The sequence below is a fragment of the Bradyrhizobium ingae genome (genome assembly GCF_055791185.1).
Genome location: NZ_JBVUBB010000018.1, coordinates 105,793 through 120,249 on the forward strand (window position 1 = coordinate 105,793; position 14,457 = coordinate 120,249).

Sequence of the window (14,457 nt, forward strand, 5' to 3'; positions counted from 1 at the left end):
CGGGGTCGTTGCTAGCTTGCCGGTGACACAAGGTGTGACCATCGAGGTCGGGCACCGCCATAGCGCGGGCCGATCTGGCTAACTTGAGGTTCTCTAAATGAAGCGAATTCTGCTCGCTGCGGCGTTTGCCGCTGTTGCCGGGCTCGGCGCCGCCCACGCCGCCGACCTTGCCGCCCGTCCCTATACCAAGGCGCCCGTGGCGGCCGCAGTCGAGAGCTGGACCGGGTTTTATCTCGGTGCGGATGTGGGGGCCCGCTGGTCCGATACGACCTGGACCTCGACCGCTTTGGAAGATCCTGTAGACCCCCTCTCGGCGTACCGGCTTGCCCAGGGCAATCCTGCCAGCTTCAACAGCACGTCGTTTCGTGGCGGCGGCTATGCCGGCTACAACTGGCAGGTCGCGCCATCCTGGGTAATCGGCATAGAGGGCGATGTTGCCTGGGCGGACAACAAGAAGACGCTTGCCGGCGTCCCCGGCACCTGGGCGAGTAACACCGCCGCCTCTGTCATCGCGATCGATAGCACCACCGTAAGGCTTGGTTGGGACGCGAGCATTCGTGGCCGCGTCGGTTGGCTGGTGGCTCCGAGCGTGATGCTGTTCGGCACCGGTGGTATTGCCTGGCAGGACGTTTCGCTGACTGCGAACTGCATGCTCGCCGGGCCGTGGTGCGTCCTCGATCGCACCGAAACGTTCCACAAGGTGGCCACCGGCTGGACCGTGGGCGGCGGCATCGAAGCCAAGGTTTGGACCAACTGGCTTGCGCGGGCCGAATATCGCTATGCCGATTTCGGACACGTCGATCACGAATTCTTCCCGCAGACAGTCGATTCCGTCTTCATGAACCAGAGCCTGAAGACCCACGCCGTGTCGGTCGGCTTGGCGTACCAGTTCGGCGGACCGGTGGTCGCCAAGTACTGATCGCGCCGCGCCAACTGGGGCATGCATCGTTCCCGCAACTTCAGCCCGGCTTCATGCCGGGCTTTTTTTATTGATGCGCTGGGTGCGTAGGGTGGGTTAGGGAAGCGTAACCCATCGCTTTTTCTCACGCCCGGCATGGTGGGTTACGCCTTCCGCCTTTTGAGCGACCGCAGACATAGTCGGCTAACTAACTCACCCTATAATCTCGGTAAGGGACTCCCGTTCACTTCACCGGCCGCTTCTCGAGCTTTCGTGCCAGCGTGCGGCGGTGCATGCCGAGCCGCCGCGCGGCTTCCGAGATGTTGAAGTCCGTCTCGATCAGCGTCTGGTGGATGCGCTCCCATTCCAGCGTCTTGATCGAGGTCGGTCGCGCGTCAAGCGCCACCTCGGCATTGCCTTCGGCCTTCTGGAAGGCGGCTTCGATGTCGTCGGTGTTGGAGGGCTTTGCAAGATAGTGGCAGGCCCCGAGCTTGATCGCCTCGACTGCGGTGGCGATGCTGGCGAAACCGGTGAGCACCACGATCAGCATCTCGGGATCATGGGTGTGCAGGAGCTCGACACAGGCAAGACCCGAGGCGCCGCCGAGCTTGAGGTCGACGACGGCGCGGCCGAATGACTTGTCCTCGAGCTCCTTGCGGACCTCCTCGATCGACGCCGCGATCACGACGGAATAGCCGCGGCGCTCGAACGAGCGCTTCAGCGTCCGCGCGAAGCCGGCGTCGTCCTCGACGATGATCAGGGACTGATCAGGCGTCAAAACCGCCTCCGATGGCAAGCGTGGAGAGCGGCAGCACCAGCCGCACGGTAGCGCCGCGCTTCCTGTGATTCTCCGCCGTTACCATGCCGCCGAGCTTGCGCACGACGTTCACAACGAGGAACAAGCCGAGCCCGCCGCCGGCGCGACCCTTGCTGGATTGGTAGGGCTTTCCGAGCTGCGCCAGCATTTCGGGTGCGAAGCCGGGGCCGCGGTCGCTGACCGACAGCACGAGTTTGTCGCCCTCGCGCTCCGCCAGGAGTTCGACCCAGTCGCGCGAGACCTCGTAGGCGTTGTCGAGCACGTTGAAGATCACCTGCTTCAGTGCGATGTCGGAGGCGATCGCGACGTCTTCGCCGAAGGTGTTGGTGAAGTACAGCGTGCGCGCCGAGCGCGCGTTGCGCCATTCTTCGACCAGCGCGGCCAGGAACGCGGCCACTGTCGTCGGCGCCGAACCCTCGCCGCGGGCTTCGCCAGCCGAGACCAGGATGCCCGTCACGATCGACTTGCAGCGTTGCAGCGAGGTTTCCATCTCGGCGAAATCCTCGGCAAGCTCGTCGCGGCCGGCGAGCTCGGGCATATGGCGCCAGTCGTTGAGAATGACCGAGATCGATGCGAGCGGCGTGCCGAGCTCATGCGCCGCGCCCGAGGCGAGCAGGCCCATGCGGACGATGTGATCCTCCTCGGCGGTATGTTGGCGCAGCGCGGCCAGATGCGCGTCGCGGTCGCGAAGGTTCCTGTTGATGCGCGTCACGAACACCACCAGCAGCACGGCGTTGAGCGCGAAGCCAAAGAGCATGCCGACGACGGTCAGGCTGTAGGTGTCGCTGAGCGGGTTGTGCGGCAGGTCCAGCGGCCGGTAGGCGAGCGTCAGCCAGACGAAGGCGGCACAGGTCAGCGCCACCAGCGACCAGGTCGATCGGGCATCGAGCAGCACCGCGCCCAGCGTCACCTGTAACAGGAACAGCGAGGTGAAGGGATTGGTGGCGCCGCCGCTGAGGTAAAGCTGGGCGGTGAGCGCGGCGACGTCCAGCATCAGCGCGACCAGCAGCTCGTTGTTGGTGACCGCGGCGCGATGGCGCACCCAGACGAGGCTCGAAATGTTGAGCAGCACCAGTGCCGAGATCACCGCGCCCATCCGGGCGAGCGGCAGCTCGATGCCGAGCCCGAAATGCGCCGCCCCGATCGTGACGATCTGGCCGACCACCGCGGTCCAGCGGAGCTGGATCAGCAGCGCCATGTTCTTGCGATTGGTCGCGTCGTCAGTGGGCGAGGGCGGGGACGTCGCCGTCAGCTCGGTGCGGCCGTCCGCCTGCGCGGGAAGCGCAGCCGCGTCATGTCCGAGAGGGAGCTCTTCCTTCTCAGGTCGGCTCGACGATCGTTCCAGCATCTGATCCCGTCCCGCGGGCGGCGCTCTCGCCGACCCCTTCGTGGACAAAGCGCCCGCGGCGGAACAGCCCGCCGCCGAATGTGACGTAAAGTTTGCCTGCCAGCATAAAGGCCAGCGCAAACCATGTCAGCGCGTAAATCAGGTGGTTATTGGGAAAGCGGATCACGGTCAATCCGCCGATCGGATAGACGCCGGCGCTGGGGGCCGCGTCGGCATCGATGAAGAAGGGCGCGACCTCGCCAAGTCCGCGCGCGGCGGCGATCGCCGTGACGTCGCGCGAATACCAGCGGTCATGCGCGCCATCGTTGTCGCGCAGGAAACCGCCCTTTGGCTCGGTGATGCGCAGGAGGCCGGTGATCTCGACCGTATCGGAGGCATTGCCATTCGGCCGTGCCGCAGGATCGCGCCGGTCCGCCGGCACGAAGCCGCGATTGATGAGGACGAGCGTGCCGTCGTCGCGCTGAAGCGGCGTCAGCACCCAGAAGCCGGGGCCTTCCTCCGTCACGGCCTTGACGAGCGTCTCCCGGTCGTTCAGCAGGCGGCCGGTGACGCTGACATGGCGGTATTCGTCGCTCGTGGCGGTGACCGCGGGCCATGCCGTGGGTGGCGGCAGCGTGCTCGGCGCGGCGTGCACGCGGGTCTCTACGCGGTCGATCAGCGCCAGCTTCCAGGCGCGCCGTTCGATCTGCCAGATGCCGAGGCTGATGAGGATAGCGAAGGCCAGGAGAGACAGCGCCGTGAGCCACGAGGACGGGCGCGCAGCCATGGTGTGCTTGCGCGTTTCCAGTCCCTCGTGTCTCTCGGATCTGCTCACTTCATGCCGCTCATCTGGTGGACGGGCATCATGTTGCTGTTGAGGTGGTTCATCACCCACAGCGAGCCGGACAACGCGATCACCACCATGACGATGGTGAAGATCAGCGCCATCATGCTCCAGCCGTTCTCGGATGTCGTGTTCATGTGCAGGAAGTAGATCATGTGCACGACGATCTGCACGACCGCGAACGCCATGATCACGAGCGCGGTGATCTGCTTGCTCGGCAGCGTGCCGCTCATCACCAGCCAGAACGGGATCGCGGTCAGCACGACCGAGAGCACGAAGCCGAGCATGTAGGTCGAGAACGACCCGTGGGCGTGGCTGTCGCCGTGGTGATGGTCGTCCGCGTGGGCGGCGTGAGTGTCGGTGCTCATCGGAGAACTCCCAGGAGATAGACGAAGGTGAAGACGCCGATCCAGACCACGTCGAGGAAGTGCCAGAACATCGACAGGCACATCAGCCGGCGGCGGTTGGCCTCGATCAGGCCGAAGCGCCACACCTGCACCATCAGCGTCACCAGCCAGATCAGGCCGCAGGAGACGTGCAGGCCGTGGGTGCCGACCAGGGTGAAGAAGGCGGACAGGAAGGCGCTGCGCTGCGGGGTTGCGCCCTCATGGATCATGTGGGCGAACTCGGTGAGCTCGATGCCGATGAAGGCGGCGCCGAACAGCCCGGTGATCAGGAGCCACATCTGGGTCTGGCCGATCTTGTTCTGCTGCATCGTCAGCATGGCAAAACCGTAGGTGATCGACGACAACAGCAGCATCGAGGTGTTCACCGCGACCAGCGACAGGTCGAACAGGTCCTTCGGCGCGGGGCCGGCGGCGTAATTGCCGCCGAGCACGCCGAAGGTGGCGAACAGGATCGCAAAGATGAGGCAGTCGCTCATCAGATAGATCCAGAAGCCGAGCGAGGTGCTGTAGCCTTCCGGATGCGGATGCTCGTCGGCGAGATAGAAGATCGGCTCGCCGGATTGGGTCGGATTGATAGCGACAGTCATTTACTTGGCTCCGGCGAGCAATTTGGTACGCGCATCCTCGGTCCGGACGACGTCGTCGGCCGGAATGTCGAAGTCGCGGTGATAGTTGAAGGTGTGACCGATGCCGACGGCAAGCATTGCGATGAAGCTCGCGGTGGCCAGCCACCAGATGTACCAGATCAGGCCGAATCCCATCGCGGTGGCGAAGCCGGCGAGGATGATGCCGGTGCCGGTGCTGCTGGGCATGTGGATCGGCTTGAACCCGGTGAGCGGACGCTGGTAGCCGCGCTTCTTCATGTCCCACCACGCGTCATTGTCGTGAACGACGGGGGTGAAGGCGAAGTTGTAGTCTGGCGGAGGCGAGGAGGTCGCCCATTCCAGCGTGCGCGCGTCCCAGGGATCGCCGGTGACGTCCTTGAGCTGCTCGCGCTTGAGGAAGGAGACGGCGAACTGCATCAGCATCGAGAGGATGCCGAGGAAGACGAGGCCGGCGCCGATCGCGGCGATGACGAACCAGATCTGGAGCGAGGGATCGTCGAACACGCGCAGGCGGCGGGTCACGCCCATCAGGCCGAGAACGTAGAGCGGCATGAAGGCGAGGTAGAAGCCGGTGACCCAGAACCAGAACGACAGCTTGCCCCAGAACGGATCGAGCTTGAAGCCGAACGCCTTCGGGAACCAGTAGTTGATGCCGGCAAACGCGCCGAACACCACGCCGCCGATGATCACGTTGTGGAAGTGCGCGATTAGGAACAGGCTGTTGTGCAGGACGAAGTCGGCCGGCGGGACTGCGAGCAGCACCCCGGTCATGCCGCCGAGCACGAAGGTCAGCATGAAGGCGATCGTCCACAGCATCGGCAGCTCGTAGCGGATGCGGCCGCGATACATCGTGAACAGCCAGTTGAACATCTTCGCGCCCGTCGGGATCGAGATGATCATCGTGGTGATGCCGAAGAACGAGTTGACGCTGGCGCCGGATCCCATCGTGAAGAAGTGGTGCAGCCAGACCAGGTACGACAGGATGGTGATGACGACCGTGGCGTAGACCATCGAGGTGTAGCCGAACAGGCGCTTGCCGGAGAAGGTCGAGGTGACTTCCGAGAAGATGCCGAATGCGGGCAGAACCAGGATGTAGACCTCGGGATGGCCCCAGATCCAGATCAGGTTCACGTACATCATCGCGCTGCCACCGAAATCGTTCGTGAAGAAGTTGGTGCCGACGTAGCGGTCGAGCGACAGCAGCGCGAGCACGACGGTCAGGACCGGGAAGGAGGCGACGATCAGGACGTTGGTGCAGAGCGAGGTCCAGGTGAAGACCGGCATCTTCATCATGGTCATGCCGGGGCAGCGCAGCTTGACGATGGTGCAGATCAGGTTGATGCCGGACAAGGTCGTGCCGACGCCGGCGACCTGCAGCGCCCAGATGTAATAGTCGACGCCGACGTCGGGACTGTAGCCGATGTTCGACAGCGGCGGATAGGCGAGCCAGCCGGTGCGGGCGAATTCGCCGATGAACAGCGAAGCCATCACCAGCACCGCGCCGCCGACCGTCATCCAGAAGCTGAAATTGTTCAGGAACGGGAACGACACGTCGCGGGCGCCGATCTGCAGCGGCACGACGTAGTTCATCAGGCCCGTGACCAGCGGCATCGCCACGAAGAAGATCATGATCACGCCGTGGGCGGTGAAGACCTGGTCGTAGTGATGGGCGTTGAGGTAGCCCTCGGAGCCGCCGAACGCGATCGCCTGCTGCCCGCGCATCATGAGGGCGTCGGCGAAGCCGCGCAGCAGCATCACGATGCCGAGGATCATGTACATGATGCCGATGCGCTTGTGGTCCACCGTGGTGAACCATTCGCGCCAGAGGTAACCCCAGAGACGGAAATAGGTGAGGCCGCCGAGCAGCGTGATGCCGCCGAGCGCAACCATCACGAAGGTGCCGACGACGATCGGCTCGTGCAATGGCAGCGACTCGATGCCGAGCCGGCCAAAGATGAGCTTGAGGAGATCAGGAGACATGCGTGCTCTCTTTAGGAGTCTGACTTCGGACGTTGTCCGAGGAAGAAGGATGAAGACTTGAGCGGCGTGAAGCTCGGCCGCTTCAAGCCGGCGCCGAGCAGCGGCGTGGCGTCGCGGGGCTCCTTGATCGCCGCGGTCGTCTGACCCTGCGGCGCGTCGGGCGTGCAGGTGCCGGCCACGAAGGTCGGCTCCGGCCCAAGCGCCGTGCCGCGGCGGGCATATTTGTCGTAGGCGAGCGGCAGGGTGTTGTTCAGGCCCTCATGACCGAGGCCGCCCTTGGCGTCGATCGCCATCATCTCGCTCTGGCACATCTTGCCGGTCTCGACGCACAGGTTGAGGATCAGGCGGTAGAGATCGGCATCGATGGTGCCGTAGCGCCGCACCGGCTCGTTCTGGCTCGGCTTTTCGAGCTGGAGATATTCGGCCCGGCCGAGCGTGCCGCCGGCGGCTTTCGCCTTTGCAATCCACTCACCAAAGCCCTTGTCGTCGAGGCCGTGGAAGGCGAAGTGCATGCCGGAGAAGCCGGCGCCGGAATAGTTCGCCGAAAAGCCCCTATAGGTGCCGGCGTGATTGACCACCGCGTGCAGCTTGGTTTCCATGCCCGGCATCGCATAGATCTGGCCGGCGAGTGCGGGGATGTAGAACGAGTTCATCACCGTCGAGGCGGTGATGTGGAAGTCGATCGGGCGATCGACGGGCGCGGCCAACTCGTTGACGGTGGCGATGCCGTAGTCGCGATAGATGAAGAGCCACTTCCAGTCGAGCGCGACGACGTCGATCTCGAGTGGCACGGTCGCCTCATCGACCCGACGATCGGCGGCGATGCGGTCCAGTGAACGGTAGGGATCGAGCAGATGCGTGCCCATCCATGTCAGCGCACCCAGGCAAACGATGATCAGCAGCGGCGCCGACCAGATCACCAGTTCGAGCTTGGTCGAGTGGTCCCATTCAGGCTCGTAGCGCGCGGCCTTGTTGGACTCGCGATAGCGCCAGGCGAACAGCACCGTCAGCGCCATCACGGGGACGACGATCAGGAGCATCAGGATGGTGGAGATGATGACGAGGTCGCGCTGTTGCGCTGCAATATCACCGGCCGGCGCAAGCACGATGAAGTTGCAGCCACTCAATGCGACTGCCAGAGGTAGTAGCGCCAGGATCCGTAGACGGGACACAGGTAGGCCTTTTGGTTGGAAATTTCGTAGTCCAGCCAAGGCGTAGCTGCGGCGCACCAATTGGGACATTGGACAATTTGTCCAATGTTGCAGTGCGGAATGGTGGGCCAGAGAGGGGGAGAATGCTCGGCGACCGCCGGGTGGTCGGCTTTGGTTTTCAGGACGTTAAGAGCACACGATGGCGATGGCACAGACCCCCGCAATGGCAGGCGCAAATCCGGGCGAGCATGGTCACGACCATGCCAATCCTGGCGAGATCGCCATCGGCGTCATCATCGGACGCACGTCGGAGTTCTTCGACTTCTTCGTCTATGCGATCGCTTCGGTGATCGTGTTTCCGCGCCTGATCTTTCCGTTCGCCACCGAACTGACCGGCACGTTCTATTCCTTCGCCATCTTCGCACTCGCCTTCGTGACGCGGCCGCTCGGCACCGTCATCTTCATGACGATCGACCGCGAATACGGCAAGACCGCCAAGCTGGTTGCCGCGCTGTTCCTCTTGGGCACAGCGACCGTGGCGATCGCGTTCCTGCCCGGTTACAGCGACATCGGCGCGGCGGCGATCTGGCTCCTGGCGCTGGCGCGGGCAGCCCAGGGTCTCGCCTGGGGCGGCGCGTGGGACGGTCTTGCCTCGCTGCTTGCGCTCAACGCGCCGCCGAACAAGCGCGGCTGGTACGCAATGGTGCCGCAGCTCGGTGCACCGCTCGGCTTGATCGTGGCGAGTGCGCTGTTTGCGTATTTCGCCGGTAATCTCTCGGCCGACGACTTCTTCGACTGGGGCTGGCGCTATCCGTTCTTCGTCGCCTTCGCCATCAACGTCGTGGCGCTGTTCGCGCGCCTGCGCATGGTCGCGACCGAGGAATATGCCTCGCTGTTCGAGACCCGCGACCTGCAGCCCTCGCGTATTTCCGACACCGTCGCGCGCGAAGGCCACAACATCATGCTCGGCGCTTTCGCGCCGCTGGCGAGCTTTGCGCTGTTCCACATGGTCACCGTGTTTCCGCTATCCTGGGTATTTCTGTTCACCCATGAAAGCCCGGTGAGGTTCCTGATGATCGAGATCGTCGGCGCCGCCTTCGGTGTCGCGGCGATCGTGGCCTCCGGCATCATCGCCGACCGCGTCGGCCGCAAGTCGCTGCTGATGGGCTCGGCGATCGCGATCGCGGTCTATAGCGGCTTTGCCCCGCAGCTGCTCGACGCCGGCGCGTTCGGCGAGACGATCTACATGGTGCTCGGTTTCATCCTGCTCGGTCTGTCCTTCGGCCAGTCCTCCGGCGCGATCGCGTCCAACTTCAAGCAGATGTACCGCTACACTGCCTCGGCGCTCACCTCCGACATGGCCTGGCTGTTCGGCGCCGGTTTTGCGCCGCTCGCCGCGCTCCTGCTCGCCACCAATCTCGGCGTCATTGCCTCGGGTGCCTATCTGCTCTCCGGCGCATTGTGGACGCTGATGGCGCTCTGGCTGAGCGGCCAGCGTGAACGCGGCGACATGGATGCGGGTAACTAGTTAGGTCCGTCGGCGGCCGCACCAACCCGGGTGCGGTAGGGTGGGCAAAGGCGCACTTGCGCCGTGCCCACCATTCATCCGCGATTGCAACAGAAGTGGTGCGCACGCTTGCGCTTTGTCCACCCTACGAGACCTTAATCCACCACGATCTTCACGCGGTCGCGCACTTTCACCTGCGCATGGGCGTCGAGGCCGTTGAGCACGCGGAAGCGCTCGGTCGGATGATCGACGCCGGCCATGCGGTGGGCGAGCGATTCCACGGTGTCGCCGGGCTGCACCGTGATCACCTTGATGCGCAGGGGACGCGCGGCCTGGATCTCCTCGAGCGTCAAGCGGCGGAATGAGTTCACCGTCTCGCGCGCGTTGCGCTCGCTTTCGGTGGTCTTCTGCCGGCTCGCGAAGATGAAGCGGTAGACGTCGCTGCCGAAGCGCAGTGCGTAGACCTTGAACTGCCACTGGTCGCCCTTGGCGGTCACGGAGGACGCCGGGAAGCCGTTGATGGTGATGTCCTCGGTCGAGGATTTGTCGACGCCTTCCATCCACCCGGAATTGAGATAGTCGCCGAGCGTCTGCTCGGCCGGCACCCGCACGACGTCGAAGCGCATCGCCTGCGAGCCGCCCTCGCGCACGCCGATCACAGCTTGCGCAGTGTTGTCGAGTGTGAAGTTGTCGGGCGCCTGGAACGTGAATCCGAGCTTGGGATGCAGGAAGCGGCGGCCGCGGACGAAGCCTTCGCTCGGATCCTCGCCATAGACGATGTTGTCGATTGCGCCGAGATAGGTCTCGCGGTCGCGCTCGGCGTCTTCCGGCGCCGCATATTGCCGCGCGATCGTCTGCGCGTTCTGCACGCGCTCGGGCGTCGCCGGATGCGACGAGGTGAAATCCTGCGCGCGCGGATCGAGCGCGCTCTTGCCCGCCTTCAGCTCGGCATTGCGCTCCATCGCCGAGAGGAAACGCGCCGCGCCATAGGGGTCGAAATGCGCCCGCGCGGAAATGCCGACGCCGATGCCGTCGGCCTCGAATTCCTGGTTGCGCGAAAAACTCGCCATCGTGAGCTTGGTCTTGGCGAGCGCGAGCGCCGTGAGCTCGGGATCGTTGCTCATGTCGGTGACGACGCGGGTAACGATCGCAGCCTGGCGCGCCTGGTCCTCACGCATCGCGGCGTGCTTGGACAGCACATGCGCCATCTCGTGGCTGAGCACGGACGACAATTCGGAAGTGTCGCTGGCGAGCGCGAGCAGGCCGCGCGTGACATAGAGCTGGCCGTTCGGCAGCGCGAAGGCATTCACCGCGCCGGAATTGAGGATCGTGACCTTGTAGCCCTGATCGGGTCGATCGGAGGCTGCGACCAGTCGCTCGACCGTCTTGGTGACGAGCTGTTCGAGCCGGGGGTCGTCATAGGCGCCGCCGTAGCTGGCAAGGATGCGCTCGTGCTCCTTCTCCGTCGCCGGTGTCTGCGCGACTGCGGGCTTCGGCTTGGGCACGGTGACGGCCGGCGGGGCCGCGGTCTGGAAGCGGCCCATGTCGCCGCAGCCCGACAGCAGCGCACCCAGGCCCAGGCAAAGCACAGCCGGCGCAGCCCGAAGGCGGCGGCTCACCTCTGTTCCGCTTCCCAAAACCCCATCCACGTCGCGTAACCCGTGCTGGCCTTAAGGCCTTACCCCGGCTAGTTCCCGCCCAGCAACTCGATCTGTCCCACCCGGAGCACGTCAATCCGCGGCCCCGCATTCCCTTCGACCCAGCCCCGGACCCGAATCTTCCGATTTTCCAGAGACTTGAGAGCGACCCCGGCGCTCTCGAAGGCCGGAACCATGCGCCTTGAAATAGTCACGGCAAAGCCGCGTGTCCAGTTCCGGCCGAAGTTGAGGTAAGTTGTTGCCCCAGCTTGCCGTACGGAGAGGACTTTGCCCTCGACCACCGCGAAGCGCCCGATCCCGACCAAAATATCGTCCGGACTTTCCGCGTTTTTTATGGCCAACGGGTCAGCCCAGCTGCCCTTTTTCCCGCGCCGTGCCTCGGCCTCCGCCGCCATCAGGGCCGCCGCGCAGTCCTTGTCCGCGATCTCGGCGGAGACGATTGCATCACCTTGGGACAACAGGAGGGCCTGCACGGAGGTGTCGCTCTCGCCAACGAAAACCAGCGCAGGCTGCCGGCCATAGCGGTCCGGCGTGTCATCGGTGCCGCGCAGACGAATGTCGCGGCCGACGAGCATCGCGGTCAGCACCTGCTTCGTTGCCGAAGTCGGCTCGATGCCGGAGAGGCGCACTTCGCGCCCGTCATCGAGGCGCAAGCTGCGCGCATCGGCGATGTCGACGACGCGGCCTTCGCCCTGAGGGTCGAACTGGCAGGCAGCTGCGCACGCCGCGGCATGTGACGCGACGAGAAGCGCGGCGGCAAGGAAGGTGAGTGATTGGTTCACGCGGCCCGGCGAGGTTGTGGTGCGCTCCACTCTTAACCCAAACGTGGCTCCCATCGAAGAAGCTTCGGAGCGGCGGGGCGGCCACATCCTCAGTCATTGCGATCTCAGCCATTGCGATGTGGAGCCCAATGCGGCCAAGTGCCATTCCGCTTTGCGGAAAACGAAGGCGCTGCCAAGCCGGCGCCACACTCTGGCGCACGCTTGCTGCACCCTGACGCATGCTGCATGATCTCGCCAACACTAACAACCAAGCCGCCATCAGAGTACGGCACGATAGGGGAGGTCTCGATGAAAAGGATTCTGTCCGCCATCTTTATCGCGGCGTTGCTCACCGGTTCAGCACAAGCCCAGGACAAAGCTCAAGACAAGCCGCCTCTCAAGCTCGGCGGAATTCTCGACATGTCGAGCCTCTATGCCGACATCACCGGCCCCGGCAGCGAGATGGCGGCCAGGATGGCTGCAGAGGATTTCGGCGGCGAGGTGCTGGGACGCAAGATCCAGATCCTCGCGGCGGATCATCTCAACAAGGCGGATCTTGCCGGCAATATCGCGCGCGACATGATCGACAATCAGGGCGTCGAAATGATCTACGACGTCGCAGCCTCCGCCACGGCACTTGCCGCCGGCGAGATCGCGAAGGCGCGCAACAAGATCGTCATCTTCAACGGGCCCGGCTCGATCCGGCTGACCAACGAGGCCTGCGGTCCTCTCACCGTGCACTATGTGTTCGACACCTTTGCGCAGGCCAACACGACCGGGCTCGCCGCGGTGAAATCCGGCCTCGACACCTGGTTCTTCCTGACCGCCGATTACGCTTTCGGCCAGGACCTGGAGAAGGACACCAGCAATGTCGTGGTGAGGACCGGCGGCAAGGTCTTGGGCAATGTCCGCCATCCCCTCAATACGTCGGACTTCTCGTCCTTCCTGCTGCAGGCGCAGGCCTCCAAGGCCAAGGTGATCGGGCTTGCCAATGCCGGCGGCGACACCGTCAACGCCATCAAGCAGTCGGCCGAGTTCGGCATCATGAAGGGCGGCCAGAAGATTTCGCCGCTGCTCGCCTTTGTCACCGACATCGATTCGATCGGGCTGGAGACCGCGCAAGGACTGTTGCTGGCAGAAGCCTTCTACTGGGACATGAACGATGAGACGCGTGCCTTCTCGAAACGCTTTCAGGAGCGCATGAAGCGGCCGCCGACTTCCGCGCAGGCCGGCGTCTATTCCTCCGTCATGCATTATCTGAAAGCCGTGAAGGCGGCCGGCACCACCGATTCCACTGCGGTCATGAAGGTGATGAAGGAGACGCCGATCAACGACTTCTTTGCCAAGGGCGGCAAGATCCGCGAGGACGGCCGCATGGTGCACGACATGTACCTGTTCGAGGTGAAAAAGCCGTCGGAATCGAAAGGCCGCTGGGACGACTACAAGCTGCTCGCCACCGTGCCTGGCAACGAGGCATTCCAGTCGCTCGAGCAGTCACGCTGCCCGCTGGTGAAGAAGTGACGGCGTCCGCCTTCGTGACGAAGGGCGAGCCCGACAACAAGTCGTCATCCCGGGGGGCGCGAAGAGCGGGCCCGGGATCCATCGGGCCGCAGTGACCGTTGACAAATGGATTCCGGGCTCGCGCCCAAAGGGGCGCGCCCCGGAATGACGGGGGAAAATCGAAGCATCGAACAAGAGGTAAAACTTCGCATGAGCAACGACATGGTCCTGCAAAAGCTCGAAGGCGGGCTGCTCACCATCACCATGAACCGCCCCGAGCGCAAGAATGCACTCAACCCCGACATGGTGCGCGGGCTGATCGAGGCGGCGCGGCGCGCGGCTGACGATCCGGAGGTGCGCGCAGTGCTGCTCAAGGGCGCGGGCGGCAGCTTCTGCGTCGGCGGCGACGTCAAGTCGATGGCCGAGGGGCGCGCGCCGCTGCCGTTCGAGGCGAAACTTGCAAACCTGCGGCGCGGCATGGAGGTGTCGCGCATCCTGCACCAGATGCCCAAGCCCGTGGTGGCACAGCTCGACGGTGCGGCGGCCGGTGCCGGCCTTTCGATGGCGCTGTCTTGCGATCTTCGTGTCGCGAGCGAATCCTGCAAGATCACGACTGCCTTTGCCAAGGTCGGCTTCTCCGGCGATTACGGCGGCACCTACTTCCTCACCCAGCTCATCGGCAGCGCGCGGGCGCGCGAGCTCTATCTGACGTCGCCGGTGCTGAGCGGGAAGGAGGCGCAGGCGATCGGGATGGTGACGAAAGTGGTGCCGGACGCCGAGATCGACGCCGCCGCGCAAGAGCTTGCGCTGTCGCTGGCGCAGGGCCCGTCGATCGCGCTTGGCTACATCAAGCGCAACATCAACAATGCCGAGCGCCTGCCGCTCGAGGATTGCTTCGACGGCGAAGCCATTCATCACACCCGCTGTGGCGACACAGAGGACCACAAGGAAGCTGCAAAGGCGTTTGTCGAGAAGCGGAAACCCACCTTCAAGGGCGCCTGA

The 14,457-nt window shown here is 64.3% G+C and carries 13 protein-coding genes; 4 read left to right on the forward strand and 9 right to left on the reverse strand.

Features of this window, described 5'->3' with window-relative positions; genetic code table 11:
* Positions 1-97: 97 nt before the first annotated feature.
* On the forward strand, positions 98-919 hold the full coding sequence (locus ACV1FX_RS24480; protein WP_473120126.1) for an outer membrane protein: 822 nt from the start codon (positions 98-100) through the stop codon (positions 917-919).
* A gap of 223 nt (positions 920-1,142) precedes the next feature.
* Here ACV1FX_RS24480 and ACV1FX_RS24485 read toward each other — a convergent pair whose 3' ends face one another.
* The 7 genes from ACV1FX_RS24485 to cyoA are packed head-to-tail and all read right to left on the reverse strand — an operon-like array spanning position 1,143 to position 8,050.
* Positions 1,143-1,676, reverse strand: coding sequence for a response regulator transcription factor (locus tag ACV1FX_RS24485; RefSeq protein WP_473120127.1), 534 nt, complete (start codon positions 1,674-1,676; stop codon positions 1,143-1,145).
* Positions 1,666-3,063 carry an ATP-binding protein gene (locus ACV1FX_RS24490; RefSeq protein WP_473120128.1) on the reverse strand — a complete coding sequence of 466 codons (1,398 nt, stop codon included), beginning with the start codon at positions 3,061-3,063 and terminating at the stop codon, positions 1,666-1,668. The genes ACV1FX_RS24485 and ACV1FX_RS24490 overlap by 11 nt, the downstream gene beginning before the upstream one ends.
* Positions 3,035-3,829 carry an SURF1 family protein gene (locus ACV1FX_RS24495; RefSeq protein ID WP_473120167.1) on the reverse strand — a complete coding sequence of 265 codons (795 nt, stop codon included), beginning with the start codon at positions 3,827-3,829 and terminating at the stop codon, positions 3,035-3,037. The genes ACV1FX_RS24490 and ACV1FX_RS24495 overlap by 29 nt, the downstream gene beginning before the upstream one ends.
* Before the next feature lie 44 nt (positions 3,830-3,873).
* Positions 3,874-4,254, reverse strand: coding sequence for a cytochrome o ubiquinol oxidase subunit IV (gene cyoD / locus ACV1FX_RS24500; RefSeq protein WP_473120129.1), 381 nt, complete (start codon positions 4,252-4,254; stop codon positions 3,874-3,876).
* Positions 4,251-4,880, reverse strand: coding sequence for a cytochrome o ubiquinol oxidase subunit III (cyoC, locus tag ACV1FX_RS24505; protein WP_473120130.1), 630 nt, complete (start codon positions 4,878-4,880; stop codon positions 4,251-4,253). Before cyoC ends, cyoD begins: the two co-directional genes overlap by 4 nt.
* Positions 4,881-6,878: a cytochrome o ubiquinol oxidase subunit I gene (cyoB, locus tag ACV1FX_RS24510; RefSeq protein ID WP_473120131.1), complete on the reverse strand. Its 1,998-nt coding sequence runs from the start codon at positions 6,876-6,878 to the stop codon at positions 4,881-4,883. It lies immediately after the preceding gene.
* 11 nt (positions 6,879-6,889) lie between these two features.
* Positions 6,890-8,050 (reverse strand): ubiquinol oxidase subunit II, encoded by a 1,161-nt coding sequence (gene cyoA, locus ACV1FX_RS24515; RefSeq protein ID WP_473120132.1) that lies wholly within the window; start codon positions 8,048-8,050, stop codon positions 6,890-6,892.
* A 178-nt stretch (positions 8,051-8,228) separates the two neighbouring features.
* Here cyoA and ACV1FX_RS24520 point away from each other — a divergent pair, with 178 nt between their 5' ends.
* Entirely contained in the window at positions 8,229-9,557 is a 1,329-nt protein-coding gene (locus tag ACV1FX_RS24520; RefSeq protein ID WP_473120133.1) for an MFS transporter, read from the forward strand.
* Positions 9,558-9,691: 134 nt separating this feature from the next.
* Here ACV1FX_RS24520 and ACV1FX_RS24525 read toward each other — a convergent pair whose 3' ends face one another.
* Together ACV1FX_RS24525 and ACV1FX_RS24530 are read right to left on the reverse strand one after the other, a co-directional pair.
* Positions 9,692-11,155 carry a M48 family metalloprotease gene (locus ACV1FX_RS24525; protein WP_473120134.1) on the reverse strand — a complete coding sequence of 488 codons (1,464 nt, stop codon included), beginning with the start codon at positions 11,153-11,155 and terminating at the stop codon, positions 9,692-9,694.
* Between the two features lie 68 nt (positions 11,156-11,223).
* Entirely contained in the window at positions 11,224-12,030 is an 807-nt protein-coding gene (locus tag ACV1FX_RS24530) for a thermonuclease family protein (RefSeq protein ID WP_473120135.1), read from the reverse strand.
* Positions 12,031-12,264: 234 nt separating this feature from the next.
* On the opposite strand from ACV1FX_RS24530, the gene ACV1FX_RS24535 reads away from it, so the two are divergent.
* Both ACV1FX_RS24535 and ACV1FX_RS24540 read left to right on the forward strand, forming a co-directional pair.
* Complete coding sequence (locus tag ACV1FX_RS24535; RefSeq protein ID WP_473120136.1) at positions 12,265-13,476, forward strand: ABC transporter substrate-binding protein; 1,212 nt, start codon at positions 12,265-12,267, stop codon at positions 13,474-13,476.
* 189 nt (positions 13,477-13,665) lie between these two features.
* Entirely contained in the window at positions 13,666-14,457 is a 792-nt protein-coding gene (locus tag ACV1FX_RS24540) for an enoyl-CoA hydratase (RefSeq protein ID WP_473120137.1), read from the forward strand.